This window comes from Nonomuraea sp. NPDC054003 (assembly GCF_055585125.1).
The window spans coordinates 94,333-109,913 of record NZ_JBVJKR010000022.1; the positions used below are offsets into that span (position 1 = coordinate 94,333).

13 protein-coding genes are annotated in these 15,581 nt (G+C 70.7%); 9 read left to right on the forward strand and 4 right to left on the reverse strand.

Annotation, left to right across the window (positions count from 1 at the left end):
* The 3 genes from secF to ACZ6YG_RS40545 all read left to right on the forward strand — a co-directional run bounded on the left by secF (position 1) and on the right by ACZ6YG_RS40545 (position 4,028).
* Positions 1–987 carry a protein translocase subunit SecF gene (gene secF, locus ACZ6YG_RS40535; protein ID WP_466020883.1) on the forward strand — a complete coding sequence of 329 codons (987 nt, stop codon included), beginning with the start codon at positions 1–3 and terminating at the stop codon, positions 985–987.
* A gap of 141 nt (positions 988–1,128) precedes the next feature.
* Positions 1,129–1,647, forward strand: a complete 519-nt coding sequence (locus tag ACZ6YG_RS40540) for an adenine phosphoribosyltransferase (protein ID WP_148031192.1) — start codon at positions 1,129–1,131, stop codon at positions 1,645–1,647.
* A 188-nt stretch (positions 1,648–1,835) separates the two neighbouring features.
* Positions 1,836–4,028 (forward strand): RelA/SpoT family protein, encoded by a 2,193-nt coding sequence (locus ACZ6YG_RS40545; protein ID WP_148031193.1) that lies wholly within the window; start codon positions 1,836–1,838, stop codon positions 4,026–4,028.
* Between the two features lie 10 nt (positions 4,029–4,038).
* On the opposite strand, the gene ACZ6YG_RS40550 is transcribed toward ACZ6YG_RS40545, so the two are convergent.
* From ACZ6YG_RS40550 to ACZ6YG_RS40560, 3 genes are all read right to left on the reverse strand, one after another.
* Complete coding sequence (locus ACZ6YG_RS40550; RefSeq protein WP_466020884.1) at positions 4,039–5,130, reverse strand: cupin domain-containing protein; 1,092 nt, start codon at positions 5,128–5,130, stop codon at positions 4,039–4,041.
* Between the two features lie 93 nt (positions 5,131–5,223).
* Complete coding sequence (locus tag ACZ6YG_RS40555; RefSeq protein ID WP_148031194.1) at positions 5,224–6,453, reverse strand: DUF349 domain-containing protein; 1,230 nt, start codon at positions 6,451–6,453, stop codon at positions 5,224–5,226.
* 61 nt (positions 6,454–6,514) lie between these two features.
* A complete protein-coding gene (locus ACZ6YG_RS40560) occupies positions 6,515–7,381 on the reverse strand; it encodes a peptidylprolyl isomerase (RefSeq protein ID WP_148031195.1) in 867 nt (288 codons plus the stop codon).
* 139 nt (positions 7,382–7,520) lie between these two features.
* On the opposite strand from ACZ6YG_RS40560, the gene ACZ6YG_RS40565 reads away from it, so the two are divergent.
* The 3 genes from ACZ6YG_RS40565 to aspS are packed head-to-tail and all read left to right on the forward strand — an operon-like array spanning position 7,521 to position 11,196.
* Entirely contained in the window at positions 7,521–8,204 is a 684-nt protein-coding gene (locus ACZ6YG_RS40565; RefSeq protein WP_148031196.1) for an MBL fold metallo-hydrolase, read from the forward strand.
* Positions 8,204–9,463 carry a histidine--tRNA ligase gene (gene hisS / locus ACZ6YG_RS40570; RefSeq protein WP_271279056.1) on the forward strand — a complete coding sequence of 420 codons (1,260 nt, stop codon included), beginning with the start codon at positions 8,204–8,206 and terminating at the stop codon, positions 9,461–9,463. The genes ACZ6YG_RS40565 and hisS overlap by 1 nt, the downstream gene beginning before the upstream one ends.
* Positions 9,460–11,196, forward strand: a complete 1,737-nt coding sequence (aspS, locus tag ACZ6YG_RS40575; RefSeq protein WP_148031198.1) for an aspartate--tRNA ligase — start codon at positions 9,460–9,462, stop codon at positions 11,194–11,196. Before hisS ends, aspS begins: the two co-directional genes overlap by 4 nt.
* 55 nt (positions 11,197–11,251) lie before the next feature.
* Here the strand turns inward: aspS and ACZ6YG_RS40580 are convergent, their stop codons facing one another.
* A complete protein-coding gene (locus ACZ6YG_RS40580; protein ID WP_148031199.1) occupies positions 11,252–12,142 on the reverse strand; it encodes a peptidylprolyl isomerase in 891 nt (296 codons plus the stop codon).
* Positions 12,143–12,308: 166 nt separating this feature from the next.
* Here ACZ6YG_RS40580 and ACZ6YG_RS40585 point away from each other — a divergent pair, with 166 nt between their 5' ends.
* From ACZ6YG_RS40585 to ACZ6YG_RS40595, 3 genes are all read left to right on the forward strand, one after another.
* Positions 12,309–12,770, forward strand: coding sequence for a DUF2231 domain-containing protein (locus ACZ6YG_RS40585; RefSeq protein ID WP_219543316.1), 462 nt, complete (start codon positions 12,309–12,311; stop codon positions 12,768–12,770).
* Between the two features lie 10 nt (positions 12,771–12,780).
* Entirely contained in the window at positions 12,781–14,085 is a 1,305-nt protein-coding gene (locus tag ACZ6YG_RS40590) for a replication-associated recombination protein A (RefSeq protein WP_148031201.1), read from the forward strand.
* A 76-nt stretch (positions 14,086–14,161) separates the two neighbouring features.
* On the forward strand, positions 14,162–15,361 hold the full coding sequence (locus ACZ6YG_RS40595; RefSeq protein ID WP_466020885.1) for a hypothetical protein: 1,200 nt from the start codon (positions 14,162–14,164) through the stop codon (positions 15,359–15,361).
* Positions 15,362–15,581: the final 220 nt, after the last annotated feature.

Below are 15,581 nucleotides of genomic sequence, written 5' to 3' on the forward strand. Positions count from 1 at the left end.
ATGGGACTGGGGCGACGCCTCTACCGGGGCGAGATCGACGTCGACTTCGTCGGGAAGTGGCGGCTGTGGTACAGCCTGTCCGCCATCCTGCTGGTGATCTCCTTCGCCGGCCTGCTCTGGAACGGGCTCAACCTGGGCGTCGAGTTCAAGGGCGGCTCGGTCTTCTCCTTCCAGCCGACGCAGACCGTCAGCGTCCAGGAGGTGCGCGAGACGTTCAGCGAGCAGGGCATCCACCAGCCGATCGTGCAGACCGCCGGCGACCGCTACCGCGTCACGACCGAGACGCTCGTCGAGGCCCAGAGCCTGCGGATGCAGGACGTGATCTCCAAGGAGTTCGGCACCCCGGTCGAGCAGGTCAACGTGCAGTCGATCGGCGCCTCGTGGGGCGGTGAGGTCTCCACCAAGGCGCTGTGGGGCCTGGTCGCGTTCATGGTGGCGATCATCGCCTACCTGTCGATGGCGTTCGAGCCGAAGATGGCGCTCGCCGCGATCGTCGCGCTGCTGCACGACCTCGTCATCACGGCCGGCGTCTACGCCTGGTCCGGGTTCGAGGTCACCCCGGCGACGCTGCTGGGCTTCCTGACCATCCTGGGTTACTCGCTCTACGACGCGGTCGTGGTGTTCGACATGATCAAGGAGGTCACGGCCAAGCTCGGCACCACGTCGAAGCAGACCTACTCGATGGCCGCCAACGACGCGCTCAACCACACGCTGATCCGCTCGCTGAACACGTCGCTGGTCGCGATCCTGCCGGTGGCGGCGATCCTGTTCATCGGCACCACCGTGCTCGGCGCCGGCACGCTGAAGGACCTCGCGCTGGCCCTGTTCGTCGGCATGGTGGTCGGCACCTACTCGTCGATCTGCGTGGCCACGCCGCTGCTGGTGACGCTCAAGGAGCGGGAGCCGAAGTACCAGGCCATCGCCAGGAGGCTCGCCTCCACCGGCGGCGGCAAGGGCGCCAGGCGCGCCGCCGCGGCCAAGGGCTGACCTGTCCGCACGCGCCCCCGTCCCTCCCGGGCGGGGGCGCAGCCGTGGGGACGTCAGGGGCGGGAATGCGCCATCATGAAGCCCGGCGGACGCGGACCCCTCCACGTCGCCACCCACCTTGACCCCTCCGAGGAGCACCTCATGAGCGACCTGACCGCGCTGATCCTGGACCGCATCCGGGACGTGCCCGACTACCCCAAGCCCGGCGTGGTGTTCAAGGACATCACCCCGCTGCTCGCCGACCACGCCGTGTTCTGCGCCGTGGTGGACGCCCTGGCCGACGGGTTCGAGGCCGACAAGATCGTGGGCATCGAGGCGCGCGGCTTCATCCTGGCCGCGCCGGTGGCCTACCAGGAGGGTGCCGGCTTCGTACCTGTGCGTAAGAAGGGCAAACTGCCTGCCGCCGTGCTCGAAGAGTCCTACGATCTGGAATACGGTTCGGCGACCATCGAGGTGCACGACGACGCTTTCTCGCCCGGCGACCGGGTGCTCATCGTCGACGACGTGCTGGCCACGGGCGGCACGGCGGCGGCGGCGGTGGAGCTCGTGCGCAGGACGGGAGCCGAGGTGGTGGGCGTCTCCGTGCTGATGGAGCTCGCCTTCCTGAAGGGGCGCGAGCGCCTCACGGGAGTGGAGACCCGCTCCCTGCTGATCGTCTGAGGAGAGGACCCGAGGCGGTCCGGGTGCGTCGCCTGGATACACTGGGGATCTGGACTCGAACGTAAGGAGTCTGAGTGCCCCGTGATGTGGTCGTGCCCGACGTAACGGACGCGAGTGGTGCCGCCGCGCAAGCCGATGCCGCGCCGGCCGCACCCGCGGCGCGCCGTCGGCGGTTTGGGGGTGGGGCCATGAATCCGGTGCTGGAGCCGCTCTTCCGCACTGTCCGGGCCACCCACCCCAAGGCCGACTTGCGTGTCATCGAGCGTGCCTACGAGGTGGCGGCTCACCACCACCGTGACCAGAAGCGCAAGAGCGGCGACCCGTACATCACCCACCCGCTGGCGGTGGCGACGATCCTGGCCGAGCTCGGCACCGACGACGAGACGCTCTGCGCGGCCCTGCTGCACGACACCGTCGAAGACACCGCCTACGGCCTCGACGAGTTGCGCGGTGACTTCGGCGACACGATCGCCTCGCTGGTCGATGGCGTCACCAAGCTCGACAAGGTCAAGTTCGGCGACGCGGCCCAGGCCGAGACCGTGCGCAAGATGGTCGTGGCCATGTCCCGCGACATCCGGGTGCTGATCATCAAGCTGGCCGACCGGCTCCACAACATGCGCACGATGCGCTACCTGCCTGAGCACAAGCGCCACCAGAAGTCCCGCGAGACGCTGGAGATCTTCGCCCCGCTGGCCCACCGCCTGGGCATGAACACGATCAAGTGGGAGCTAGAAGATCTCGCCTTCGCCATGCTCTACCCCAAGCGCTACGACGAGATCGCGCGCATGGTGTCGGAGCGGGCGCCGCGGCGCGACCTGTTCCTGCAGGAGGTCATCGAGAAGGTCTCCGGCGACCTGCGCGAGGCCCGCATCCGGGCCGTGGTCAAGGGCAGGCCGAAGCACTACTACTCGGTCTACCAGAAGATGATCGCCCGCGACGTCGCCTTCGACGACATCTACGACCTGGTGGGCATCCGGGTCCTGGTCGACTCCGTACGCGACTGCTATGCGGCGCTCGGAACGATCCACGCGCGCTGGAACCCGGTCCCCGGCCGGTTCAAGGACTACATCGCGATGCCCAAGTTCAACATGTACCAATCGCTGCACACCACGGTGATCGGTCCCGAGGGCAAGCCGGTGGAGCTGCAGATCCGCACCCACGCCATGCACCACAGGGCCGAGTACGGCGTGGCCGCGCACTGGAAGTACAAGGAGGAGGTCGGCGGGCCCGGCCCCGTCGGCAAGGTCAAGCCCGGCAGCGACATGGCCTGGCTGCGCCAGCTCCTCGACTGGCAGAAGGAGACGGCCGACCCGGGCGAGTTCCTGGAGTCGCTCCGGTTCGACCTGTCGGTGTCGGAGGTCTACGTCTTCACCCCGAAGGGCCAGGTCATCGCCCTGCCCGAGGGCGGCACCCCCGTCGACTTCGCCTACGCGGTCCACACCGAGGTGGGCCACCGCTGCATCGGCGCCCGGGTCAACGGCCGGCTGGTGCCCCTGGAGTCGCGGCTGGGCAACGGCGACACGGTCGAGATCTTCACCTCCAAGTCGCCCGACGCCGGGCCCTCGCGCGACTGGCTGAAGTTCGTCAAGTCGGGCCGCGCCCGTAACAAGATCCGCCAGTGGTTCTCCAAGGAGCGCCGCGAGACCGCGATCGAGGCGGGCAAGGAGGCCATCGGCCGGGCGATGCGCAAGCAGGGCCTGCCGCTGCAGCGCCTGATGTCCGGCGAGGCGCTGCTGGCGCTCGCCCGTGACCTGCGCTACCCCGACGTGTCGGCGCTGTACGCGGCCGTCGGAGAGGGCCACACGGCCGCCCAGACGGTCGTGCAGAAGCTGGTGGCGTCCATCGGCGGCGTGGAGAGCGCCGAGGAGGACATCGCCGAGACCTCGCTGCCGACCCGGCTGCGCGGCCGCCCCCGGGGCGGAGGCGGCGCGGGCGTGGTGGTGGCGGGCGACGCCGACGTGTGGGTGCGGTTGTCGAAGTGCTGCACCCCCGTGCCCGGCGACGAGATCGTCGGCTTCGTCACCCGCGGCCACGGCGTCTCGGTCCACCGCTCCGACTGCACCAACATCCAGCAGCTCAGGTCGCAGCCCGACCGGCTGGTGGAGGTCAGCTGGTCGCCCGGCGACGACAGCGTGTTCCTGGTGGCCATCCAGGTGGAGGCGCTCGACCGGCCCAGGCTGCTGTCCGACGTCACCCGTACGCTTTCCGACCAGCACGTCAACATCCTGAGCGCCTCCGTGACCACCTCGCGCGACCGGGTGGCCGTCAGCAAGTTCACCTTCGAGATGGGCGACCCCAAGCACCTGGGCCACGTCCTGAAGGCCGTGCGCGGCATCCAGGGCGTCTACGACGTCTACCGCGTCAGCGGCGCGGGCGGCTGAGGGGCCGCCGTCACCGCATCCGCAGGTCCGGCAGGTCGACCACGATCGCCTCCTGGGTGCTGCGGGCGATGACCACCACCGCCTCCTGCTCCGGGTCCGGGTTCTCCTCGCGGTGCGGGACGAACGGCGGCACGAACACGTAGTCGCCCGGCCCGGTCTCGATGCGCCGCTCCCCGCCGTCCTCCAGGAACACGAACACCGGCCTGCCGCTCACCACGTAGATGGCGGTCTCCGACTCGCCGTGATGGTGGTCGGCCGAGCGGGTCGCGGGCGCCACGTGCGTCTGGCCCATCCAGAGCCGCCGCGAGCCGGTGGTGGCGTCGCTGACCGCCGCCAGCCGGCGCATGCCCGCGCTCTGCGCCGTCGCCCCGGACAGGTCCTCAGGAGTGACGTGCCGCAGCGGACGGTGGAAGACGTCGCCGTCGGCCCGGTATCCCTCCCACAGGCGTCCACCGGCCCGCTCCAGCACCCCTCCGGCCACCGCCGCCAGCTCGCCGGGCGTCTCCCGCGCCTTCAGCAGCGCCTGGGCCAGCTCGGGGTCGTGCGCGCGCAGCTCACGCAGCAGCCACTTGCCGCCGCCCTGCCAGCGCCCGCCCAGCGACAGCGCCAGCCGCGCGGCCTCCTCGACCACGTTCCACTCGATGAACGCCCGCTCGCCTGGGTCGGTCACCCCGGCCAGATCGTCCAGCAGATCGGACAGCACGTAGCGGGCCCTGCCGAGCGCGGCGTCGTGCGGAGCCCCGGGGCCGCGCTCCAGCCGCCCTCTCAGGTCCTCCCTGAGCGCCTCCAGCCGCCCGCCACTCCGGTCGGCCAGCACGATCCCCTCGGCGCAGAGGCGGGCCAGCACGGGCTGCCGGTTGCCGAAGTCACGCTCCAGCCAGGCCCCGAAACTGGTCTGGCTGTGCACGAGCAGCTCGACCGGCCAGTCGTGCCGGCGCAGGGACTCCCGGTACGGTGCCGCGAGCCCGTCGACGACGACCAGGATGTCGAGGTCGGAGGTGGGGGTCCGGCGCCCGGCCGCCACGCTGCCGCCGAGCAGGGCGTACAGCGCCTCCGGGAACAGCTCGTCGACCAGGGCACGGGCCTCGCTCACAGGATCCATGGCGGCCACGATAGCCAACCGGGCACACCATGATCGAGACCTCCGGCTCGCCGGCCCCGCCTCCGCTGGGCAGGGACCGCGAGCCGGGCTCGGTCAGCTGAACTCGGCGAGCGTGCGCTCGGCCTCCTCCAGCCAGGCGCGGCGGGCCGTGATGGCCTCCTCCGCCTCCTTGACGTCCTTGGCCCGTCCGGCCGCCTGCGCCTTGGCCAGGCGCTTCTCCAACTGCTCGATGGAGGTGCGCAGCTGGTCGACGGTGCTCTGGGCGCGGGCGCGGGCCTCGGGGTTGGAGCGCTTCCACTCGGCGTCCTCGGCCTTGCGCACGGCCTCGTCGACCTTGCGCAGCCCGCCTTCCAGGCGGTCGCGGTGCTCGCGGGGCACCGGGCCGGCCGCCTCCCAGCGCTCCAGGATGTGGCGGAGCTGGCCCCTGGCGGTGCGCACGTCGGTGACCGGGAGCAGCTTCTCGGCCTCGATCAGCAGCTCCTCCTTCACCTGCGCGTTGGCGGCGAGCGAGGCGTCACGCTCGGCGAACACCGCCGAGCGGGCCTGGAAGAACTGGTCCTGGGCGGCCTTGAAGCGACCCCACAGCTCGTCCTCGACCTCCCTGGAGGCCCGGCCGGCGCTCTTCCAGCGTTGCATCAGATCCCGGTAGACGGCCGCGGTCTGCCCCCAGTCGGTGGAGTCGGCGATCGCCTCGGCCTCGGCGACGATGGCCTCCTTGGTGGCACGCACGCCCTCGCGCTGCTCGTCGAGGGTGGCGAAGTAGGCCTTGCGCCGCTTGGCGAAGGCGGTGCGGGCGGTCGACAGGCGCTTCCACAGCTGCGCCTCCGTCACCCTGTCGATCCGGTCGGCGGCCTTCCACTCCTCGACGAGCTGGCGCAGCCGCTCACCGCCGGACTTCCAGTGGGTGGTCTCCTCGGCGATGCGCTCGGCCTCGGCGACGATCCGCTCCTTGACGGCCCTGGCCTCGGCGCGGGCGACCTCGCGCGCCGCCTTCAGCTCCTCGCGGCGCTGCGCGACCAGTGCGGTCAGCCCGTCGAGCCGGGCCGTCAGCGCGCCGAGGTCACCGACGGCGTGCGCGTCGGCCACGGCCTCGCGCAGCTTGACGATGCTCGCCTCGGCCTGCGCGGGCGCCAGGTCGGTGCCCCGCACCCGCTGCTCCAGCAGCTGGACCTGGCCCGCCAGCTCGTCGTACTTGCGATGGAAGTAGGCCAGCGCCTCTTCGGGTTCGCCGGCCTGCCAGGACCCGACGGCCCGCTCTCCCTCAGCCGTTCGCACGTAGACGGTGCCGTCGTCGTCTACCCGGCCCCACGGGTCGGTGCTCACCGTGTCCTCCCGCACTTTCCATCAGACCCTTCGGGACTGTTCGTCCCTAGTTTGTATTACGTCAGCTCTTGCCAGCGATTGTCACGTCTTTGATTTCCACGGTTTCCTTCGGCGCTCCGGTGCCGTCAGCCGTACCTGCCAGGACACCCGCCTTGTTCACCTTGTCCAGGATGTCGAGCCCCTTCGTGATCGTACCCACCGGTGTGTAAAGCGGGTCGAGCTGGATATCGCCGTACACCAGGAAGAACTGGCTGCCCGTGCTGCCCGGGGCCTGCGTCTTGGCCATCGCCATCACGCCCCGCTTGTACTTGGCGTCCTTGGTGTTCTCCTCCACCAGCACGTAGCCGGGGCCGCCCGAGCCGTCGGTCTGGCTCTTGCCGTCGGCCTTGGCCGTCGGGTCGCCGCACTGCAGCATCGGGAACTGCTCGTTGCCCAGCCGGTGGCACTTGCTGCCGTCGTAATAGTCCTTCTCCGCCAGGAACTGCAGCGAGTTGACGGTGCACGGCGCCTTGGCGTTGTCGAGCTCGACCACGATGTCGCCGAGGCCGGTCTTCATCGTCATCGTCTTCTTGGCCGGCTTCAGGTCCACCTTCTCCGGCGGCATGCCGACGTCCTTGACCTGACCGCCGCCGGTGTCGGCGACGTAGCCGCAGGTGCCGGTCTTCTCGTCGTAGGGCTTCGGCTGAGCGACCGCCGGGGCGGACGTGCTCGCCTGCGCCGACGGCTCGGCGGCCGCCTCTGTGGGCTCGTCGCCGCCGCCCAGCAGGGCGACCGAGGCCACGATGCCGCCGACCACGACGACGACGCCCACGGTGGAGCCGATGATCGCCATGCGCTTGTTGCGCTGCTCGCGCTCGAGCCGGCGCTGCTGTTGGCGCTCGTAGTGCTCGCGTGCCAGCTGCTTCTGCCGGTCCTTGCCCGTGGCCACCGCTTTGCCTCCCGTAGTCAATCAACTGAGGTGGGCGAATCGTATCGGCCAAAGGCCGATGATTCGCAGCCCGGCGACCCGCACCGGTACCCTTCGGTTACATTCCCATTGGCTTTTTTGACGAGATCAGCTGAGGCAGATGCTCATCGCCGGCTTCCCCGCAGGGGCCTTCCAGACCAATTGTTACGTCATCGCGCCCGCGGAAGGCGAGGAGTGCGTGATCATAGACCCCGGTCAGGACGCTGTCGAGGGGGTCGACGAACTGCTGCGTGAGCATCGTCTCAAGCCGGTCGCGGTCCTGCTCACCCACGGCCACCTCGACCACGTCTGGTCGGTCGCCCCGGTGTGCGGCGCGCGCGGCGTACCGGCCTGGATCCACCCCGACGACCGCCACCTGCTGAGCGACCCGGCGGCGGGCTGGTCTTCCACGAGTTCCTCCCTCTTCGGCGACCTCACCCTCAGCGAGCCCGACGACGTGCGCGAGCTGTCCGACGGCGCCACGCTGGAGCTCGCGGGCATGGAGCTGGTCGTCGACCACACGCCCGGCCATACCAGGGGGTCGGTGAGCTTCAGGGGAGACGCGGGCCGCGGCGTGATGTTCTCCGGTGACCTGCTGTTCGCCGGCTCCATCGGCCGCACCGACCTGCCGGGCGGCGACTATCCGACGATCCTGCGCAGCCTCGCCGCCAAGTGCCTGCCGCTGCCTGACGATACGGTCGTCCTGCCGGGCCACGGACCACAGACCACGATCGGCCGCGAGCGCGCCACCAATCCTTATCTCAAGGAGGCCGCGCCGCACGCCGGTCCCACAAGAGGAATCTGATGACCTTCCAAGCACCCAAAGGCACCTTCGACTGGCTGCCTCCCCGCTCCGAGCAGGTGCTCGCCGTCCGCGAGGCGCTCGTCGCCCCGGCCAGGCGCGCGGGATACGGCTACGTCGAGACGCCGGTCTTCGAAGACACCCAGCTGTTCGCCAGGGGAGTGGGCGAGTCGACCGACATCGTCTCCAAGGAGATGTACACCTTCCCCGACAAGAAGGGCCGTTCGCTGACGTTGCGCCCGGAGGGCACGGCGTCGGTGGTCCGCGCCGTGCTCCAGCACGGCCTGCACAACGGCCAGCTGCCGGTGAAGCTGTGGTACTCGGGCAGCCAGTTCCGCTACGAGCGCGCCCAGAAGGGCCGCTACCGCCACTTCTGGCAGGTCGGCGCGGAGGCGCTGGGCGCCGAGGACCCGGCGCTCGACGCCGAGCTGATCGTGCTCGCCGCCCGCGCCTTCGCCTCGCTGGGCCTGCGTCAGTTCACGCTGCTGCTCAACTCGCTCGGCGACAAGACCTGCCGCCCCGCCTACCGCGCCGCGCTGCAGGAGTTCCTGCGCGGGCTCGACCTGGACGAGGAGACGCGGGCCCGCATCGAGATCAACCCGCTGCGGGTGCTCGACGACAAGCGCCCCGAGGTGCAGGCCCAGCTCGGCGGCGCGCCGCTGGTCGTCGACCACCTGTGCGCCGCCTGCAAGGCCTACCACGAGGAGGTCCGCGCCCTGCTGAAGGCCTCCGGCGTCGCGTACGAGGACGACCCGAGGCTGGTGCGCGGGCTCGACTACTACACCCGCACCACGTTCGAGTTCGTCCACGGCGGGCTCGGCTCGCAGTCGGCGATCGGCGGCGGCGGCCGCTACGACGGGCTCAGCGAGATGCTCGGCGGCCCGCCGCTGCCCAGCGTCGGCTGGGCGCTCGGCGTCGACCGCACGGTCCTGGCCATGGAGTCCGAGGGGCTGCTCGGCGATGCCACGCCCGGCGGCGTCCAGGTGTACGGTGTCGCGCTGGGCGACGACGCCCGCCGCCGGATGTTCCTGCTCGTGGCCGAGCTGCGTGAGGCCGGCGTCAGCGCCGACATGGCCTTCGGCGGCAAGGGGCTCAAGGGAGCGATGAAGGGCGCCGACCGCTCGGGGGCCCGTTACGCGCTGATCCTGGGCGAGCGTGACCTGGCGGCGCAAGCCGTGCAAGTGAAAGACCTGACCACCGCTGAGCAGACCGAGGTGCCGCTGGCCCGGGTCGTGGAAGTCTTGAAGGGGAAAGTGCAGTGATCCGCACGCATACGGCCGGGTCGCTCCGCAAGGAGCACGCCGGGCAGCAGGTGACGCTCGCCGGATGGGTGGCCCGCCGCCGTGACCACGGCGGGGTGGTCTTCATCGATCTGCGCGACGCCTCCGGCTCGGCGCAGGTGGTCTTCCGGGAGGAGGACCACGCCCACGACCTGCGCGCCGAATACTGCGTGAAGGTGGTCGGCCAGGTCCGCGTGCGCCCCGAGGGCAACGAGAACCCCGACCTGCCCACCGGCGAGGTCGAGGTGGTGGCCGACGCGGTCGAGGTGCTCAGCGAGTCCGCGCCGCTGCCGTTCCCCATCGAGGGCGGCACGGGCGTCTCCGAGGAGGCCCGGCTGAAGTACCGCTACCTCGACATCCGCCGCCCGCAGGTGGCCGAGGCGATGCGGGTGCGCTCCAAGGCGACCTACCTCGCCAACGAGGTGATGAACGAGCTCGGCTTCGTCTACGTCGAGACGCCGACGCTGACCCGCTCCACCCCCGAGGGCGCCCGCGACTTCCTGGTGCCGGTCCGGCTCCAGCCGGGCAGCTGGTACGCCCTGCCGCAGTCGCCGCAGCTGTTCAAGCAGCTGCTGCAGGTGGCCGGCCTGGAGCGCTACTACCAGCTCGCCAAGTGCTACCGCGACGAGGACCTGCGCGCCGACCGGCAGCCGGAGTTCACCCAGATCGACATCGAGATGTCCTTCGTCGACCAGGAGGACGTCATCGCGGTCGGCGAGAAGCTGATCGGCCGGCTGTGGCGCGAGATCCTCGGCTACGAGATCCCCCTGCCGCTGCCCCGCATGACCTACGCCGACGCGATGGCCCGCTACGGCTCCGACAAGCCCGACCTGCGCTTCGGCCAGGAGCTCGTCGACATGACCGACTACTTCTCCGGCACCTCCTTCCGCGTCTTCCAGGCCGAGTACGTCGGCGCGGTGGTCATGCCGGGCGGCGCCTCCCAGACCCGCAAGGAGCTCGACGGCTGGCAGGAGTGGGCGCGCAGCCGCGGGGCCAAGGGCCTGGCCTACGTGCTCGTCCAGGAAGACGGCACGCTCGGCGGCCCGGTCGCCAAGAACCTGTCCGAGCAGGAGATCTCCGGCCTGGCGGGCAAGGTCGGCGCCGCGCCCGGCGACGCGGTGTTCTTCGCCGCGGGCGCCCGCGGCGCGGCCCGCGACCTGCTCGGCGCCGCCCGCCTGGAGATCGGCCGCCGCTGCGGGCTCATCGACGAGTCGCTCTGGTCGTTCCTGTGGGTCGTGGACGCGCCCATGTTCGAGGAGGACGGCGAGGGCGGCTGGACCGCCGTGCACCACCCGTTCACCGGCCCCAAGCCGGAGTGGTCCGACAACTTCCAGGACCATCCGGGCGAGGCGCTCGCCTACGCCTACGACATGGTCTGCAACGGCATGGAGATCGGCGGCGGCTCGATCCGCATCCACCGCGCCGAGATGCAGCAGCGCGTCTTCGACGTGCTCGGCATCTCCAAGGAGGAGGCGGAGAGCAAGTTCGGCTTCCTGCTGGAGGCGTTCAAGTACGGCCCGCCGCCGCACGGCGGCATCGCCTACGGCTGGGACCGCATCTGCATGCTGCTGTCGGACGGCGAGTCGATCCGCGACGTGATCGCGTTCCCGAAGACGGCCTCCGGCTTCGACCCGCTCACCGGCGCGCCCACGCCCATCACGGCAGGCCAGCGCAAGGAGGCGGGCGTCGACGCCCGGCCCAAGGCCGACGCCTGACATGCGAAACGGCAGGCGCCCACCGCGGCGCCTGCCGTATCTTTCGCGGCTCTTCTCAGGAGAGCTTGACCTTCTTGATGATGATCGGCGTCTTGGGCGCCGTGGAGCCGCCGTCTCCGGTGATGTCGTCGTCGTTGACGATCACGCCGTCCTTGGCCACCTTGTCGATGATCTCCAGGCCGGAGGTCACCATGCCGAGCACCGAGTAGACCGGGTCGATCTGGGTGTTCTCGTCCGACAGCGAGATGGCGAACTGGCTGCTGTTCTGGCCCGCCGCGTCGGCCGGCTGCGTCAGGAACACCACGCCCCTGCCGTACGGGATCGCGCCCGCGGCCTCGTCGAGGAACGTGTAGCCCGCCGTGCCCTGGCCGTCGGTCGGGTTCTCGCCGTCGGCCTTGGCCTTCGGGTCGCCGCACTGCAGCAGGTAGAGTCCCGACACCTCGGGCGTCACCAGCCGGTGACACTTGGTGTTGTCGTAGAAGCCCTTCTTGGCCAGGAACGCCATCGAGTTCACCGAGCAGGGCGTGAGCTGCGGGTCGACCTCGATGACGATGTCACCGTGGTTGGTCGTGACCGTCATCTTCGACAGCTTCAGGTTCGGCTTCTTGCCCGGCATGCCCACGTACTTCATCGGCACGTCCGAGGTGTCCCGCTTGTATTGGCAGGTCACCGGGCCGGTCTTGGTCGGCGTCGGAAGCGCCGTGATGGGCTCCTCCGTGGGACTGGCGGACGCCGAGGACTCGGCCGCCGCCGGCGTGCCTGGCGCGTTGTTGTTGACCAGGGTCGTCACGGCGAAGATGCCACCGGCCACCACAGCGACGGCCACGCCCGCGCCGATGAAGGTGTTGCGCCTCGCCTTGGACGACTGCTCGGCGGCGCGTTGCCGCTGCCGCTCCTTGTGCTGACGCGCCAATTCGCTCTGGCGGTCGTCGTCGTCGCCGCTCACCGGTATGTCCTCCATCTTTGCCTACACATGACCAAACAACTTGGGGAATGCTACCGGCCCTAGATATGTGCTGGACGTAAGTGACCAGAAGCCACCTGTGTGGCCGGAAGGGTGGAACCATATCGATCCGGGATTCGTAGTTGAAAACGAAACTAAGGAGCCCCGGATGTTCGATCAGGTTCTCGGCCTGCCCGCGCACCCCCTCGTGGTGCACTTCGCGGTGGTGCTGACGCCCATGCTCGTGGCGGTCGCCGTAGCCTACGCCCTCGTGCCCCGCTGGCGGGCCGCGACGGCGTGGGCGGTGACGCTGCTCTCGATCGCCGCCCCCGTGGCTGTCTTCGCCGCCTGGCAGAGCGGGCAGAGCCTCAAGGCCGCCCGCTTCGCCACCGCCGGGGGCGAGCTCGGCCAGCGGATCAGCGCCCACGAGGCGCACGCCGTCCCCCTGCTGCTGTCGGCCGCGGGTCTCGGTTCGGTGTCGCTCGTCCTGGTCTACGCCTCCCGCGGCGACCGGTTCGGCAGGCCCGGCACGGCGGTGCTGTCCGCCCTGACCGTGGTGCTGGCCGCGGTGACGGCGTACTACGTCTTCCTGGCGGGGGACTCGGGCGCGAGAGCCGTGTGGGAGCTGTAACCTCGCGGATGTGGAGAGCTTGTTCGATTCGGCGGCCGAGGAGGCCACACCTCAGCCCCTGGCCGTGCGCATGCGTCCCCGCAGCCTCGACGAGGTGATCGGCCAGCGCCACCTGCTCGGCCCCGGCACGCCGCTGCGCCGGCTGGTCGAGAGCGAGGCGCCGATGTCGCTGTTCCTGTGGGGGCCGCCGGGCACCGGCAAGACCACCCTCGCCTACGTCGTGTCCAACGTCACCAAGCGCCGCTTCGTGGAGATCTCCGCCGTCTCCGCCGGCGTCAAGGACGTCCGCGCCGCCATCGACGCCGCCCGCCGCGAGCTCGGCATGAGCGGCCGCCAGACCGTGCTCTTCGTCGACGAGGTGCACCGCTTCAACAAGGCCCAGCAGGACGCCCTGCTGCCCGCCGTCGAGAACCGCTGGGTCACCTTCATCGGCGCCACCACCGAGAACCCGTTCTTCTCCGTCATCTCGCCGCTGCTGTCGCGCTCGCTGCTGCTCACCCTCGAATCTCTCGGCGACGACGACGTCCGCGCGGTGCTGGAACGGGCGGTGTCCGACGAGCGCGGGCTCGGCGGACGCGCCACGCTCGCCCCGGAGGCCCTGGACCAGCTCGTCCGCCTCGCCGGCGGCGACGCCCGCAGATCGCTGACCTACCTCGAAGCGGCGGCCCTGCTGTCCGACGACATCACGATCGAGGTGGTGGAGAAGGCCGTCGACAAGGCGGCCGTCCGCTACGACCGGCAGGGTGACCAGCACTACGACGTCATCAGCGCGTTCATCAAGTCGATGCGCGGCTCCGACGCCGACGCCGCGCTCCACTACCTGGCCCGCATGATCGAGGCGGGGGAGGACCCGCGCTTCATCGCCCGCCGCATCGTCATCTTCGCCTCCGAGGACGTCGGCATGGCCGACCCCGCCTGCCTGCAGACCGCGGTCGCCGCCGCCCAGGCGGTGCAGCTCATCGGCCTGCCCGAAGGCCAGATCAACCTCGCCCACGCGGTCATCCACTGCGCGCTGGCCCCCAAGTCCAACGCCGTGGTGAAGGCCATCGGCGCCGCCGTCGGCGACGTCCGGCGCGGCCTCATCGGCCAGGTGCCCGGCCACCTGCGCGACGCCCACTACCCCGGCGCGGCCAAGCTCGGCCACGGCGAGGCCTACAAGTACCCCCACGACTTCGAGCACGGCCTCGTCCGCCAGGACTACGCGCCCGAGCAGATCCGCGACCGGCGCTACTACGAGCCCACCCGCCACGGCGCCGAGGCGCCGGTCGCCGAACGCTGGGCGCGCATCCGCGACTTCCTGCGCGGATCCCCATGACCGCGCCCATCCATGAGCTCGTGGCTCCCCGGGGCATGACCGACCACGACATTCCCGACCTCATGGACACCCGGCGATGACCGACCACCGCGCAGCCTTCGACGCGTCCATCACCTTCGGCAACGGCGGCGATCTGACCGTCCACGACTTCCGCGTCGACGTGCCCTCGCCCGGCGTCACCGAGGACGAGATCGCCGCCCTGTTCGTGGCCTCACTCGGGCTGTTGATGACCGACGCGGTCGAGCTCTCCAACGTGCGCGTCTTCCCCGAACCGCACAAAGGCACCCGAGGCGGCCCGAGCGACCGCACCGCCCCCGCGGCCTTCCACGGCCGCATCCTCCCTCTCGACACCCCCGCCACCCGCCTGGAACTCCCTGCTGGCGTAGCCGCTCCAGCGGCGCTCACGGGTACCGCAGCCGGCGTAGTCGGTCCTGCCGCAGCCTGCGGGGAGGGTTCGACTGATGTCGAGCGCGTCGCAGTCCGTGGGGAGGCTGCGGTCGGCCCGCTTGGACCGGCCACAGGCCGAGGGGAGGCTGCGGCGGGTGTGGTCGGGCTTGCCGCAGTCTGCGGGGAGCGTTCGGCTGGTGTCGAGCACGCTGCGGTCCGTGAGGAGGTCGCGGTCGGCATGCTCGGGCCGGTCGCAGGCCGAGGAGAGGCCGCGGCGGCTGTGGCCGGGCCCGCCGCGGCCTGCGGGGAGACCGGAGCTGGTGGGATTGGACCTGCCGTAGTCGGCGGGGAGGGCTCGGGTGGTGTCGAGCGCGCTGCAGCTCTTGCGGAGCCCTCGGCCGGGTCGGACACGGGCCGAGGGGAGGCTCCCGCTGGTGAGGGGGAGGCTGCCGGAATCGGCCCGGAGACGGTGGTTGGTGGCGATGGGCCGTCAGTGACCCGCGAGGAGGCTATTGACGTTCTTGCACGTACGGTCGAGCTTCCCGCGGTGGTGGTGCGTGCCTCTGGGGCGGGCTGGGAGACGATCGGCGTCGGTGCTCTGGCGCCCTTCGCCGTCCGCGGTCACGCGGTCCTCCTGCAGACCCAGGCCGGCGAGTGTCTGAGCGAGGCAGCCGCTCGCTGGCTCGTCTCACAGGCTGTCGCTCTGGTCGCCACCGATGCGCGCACGCTCGGCGCATCGCGGAGCCTCCTCCTGGAGGCAGGCATACCCGTCGCCGAGTCCCTCACCGGCCTGGAAGCGCTGCCGCCCACGGGCGCCTGCTTCACCGCTGTCCCGCCTCACGCCGCGTCGGGCGCCACCCCGGCCCGCGCGTACGCCCGCGTCCCGTAGCGGTCCCTCCCGGCGCGATACCACCCGCGAAGGCCGCCACGGGGTCCTGCACCGGCCTCGGCCGCCAAGGGCGCGTCCTCGCCCGCGATCTTCAGCCGGAAGTCTGGCCGGGCGACGATGGTGTCCTGCTCCGGGAGGCGGCAGCTCGCGTACCGGGCTGCGTCTCAAAGGCATCCGCACTCGTGCGGGGCCGCGTTGCGAAGGCATGCGCACTCGTACG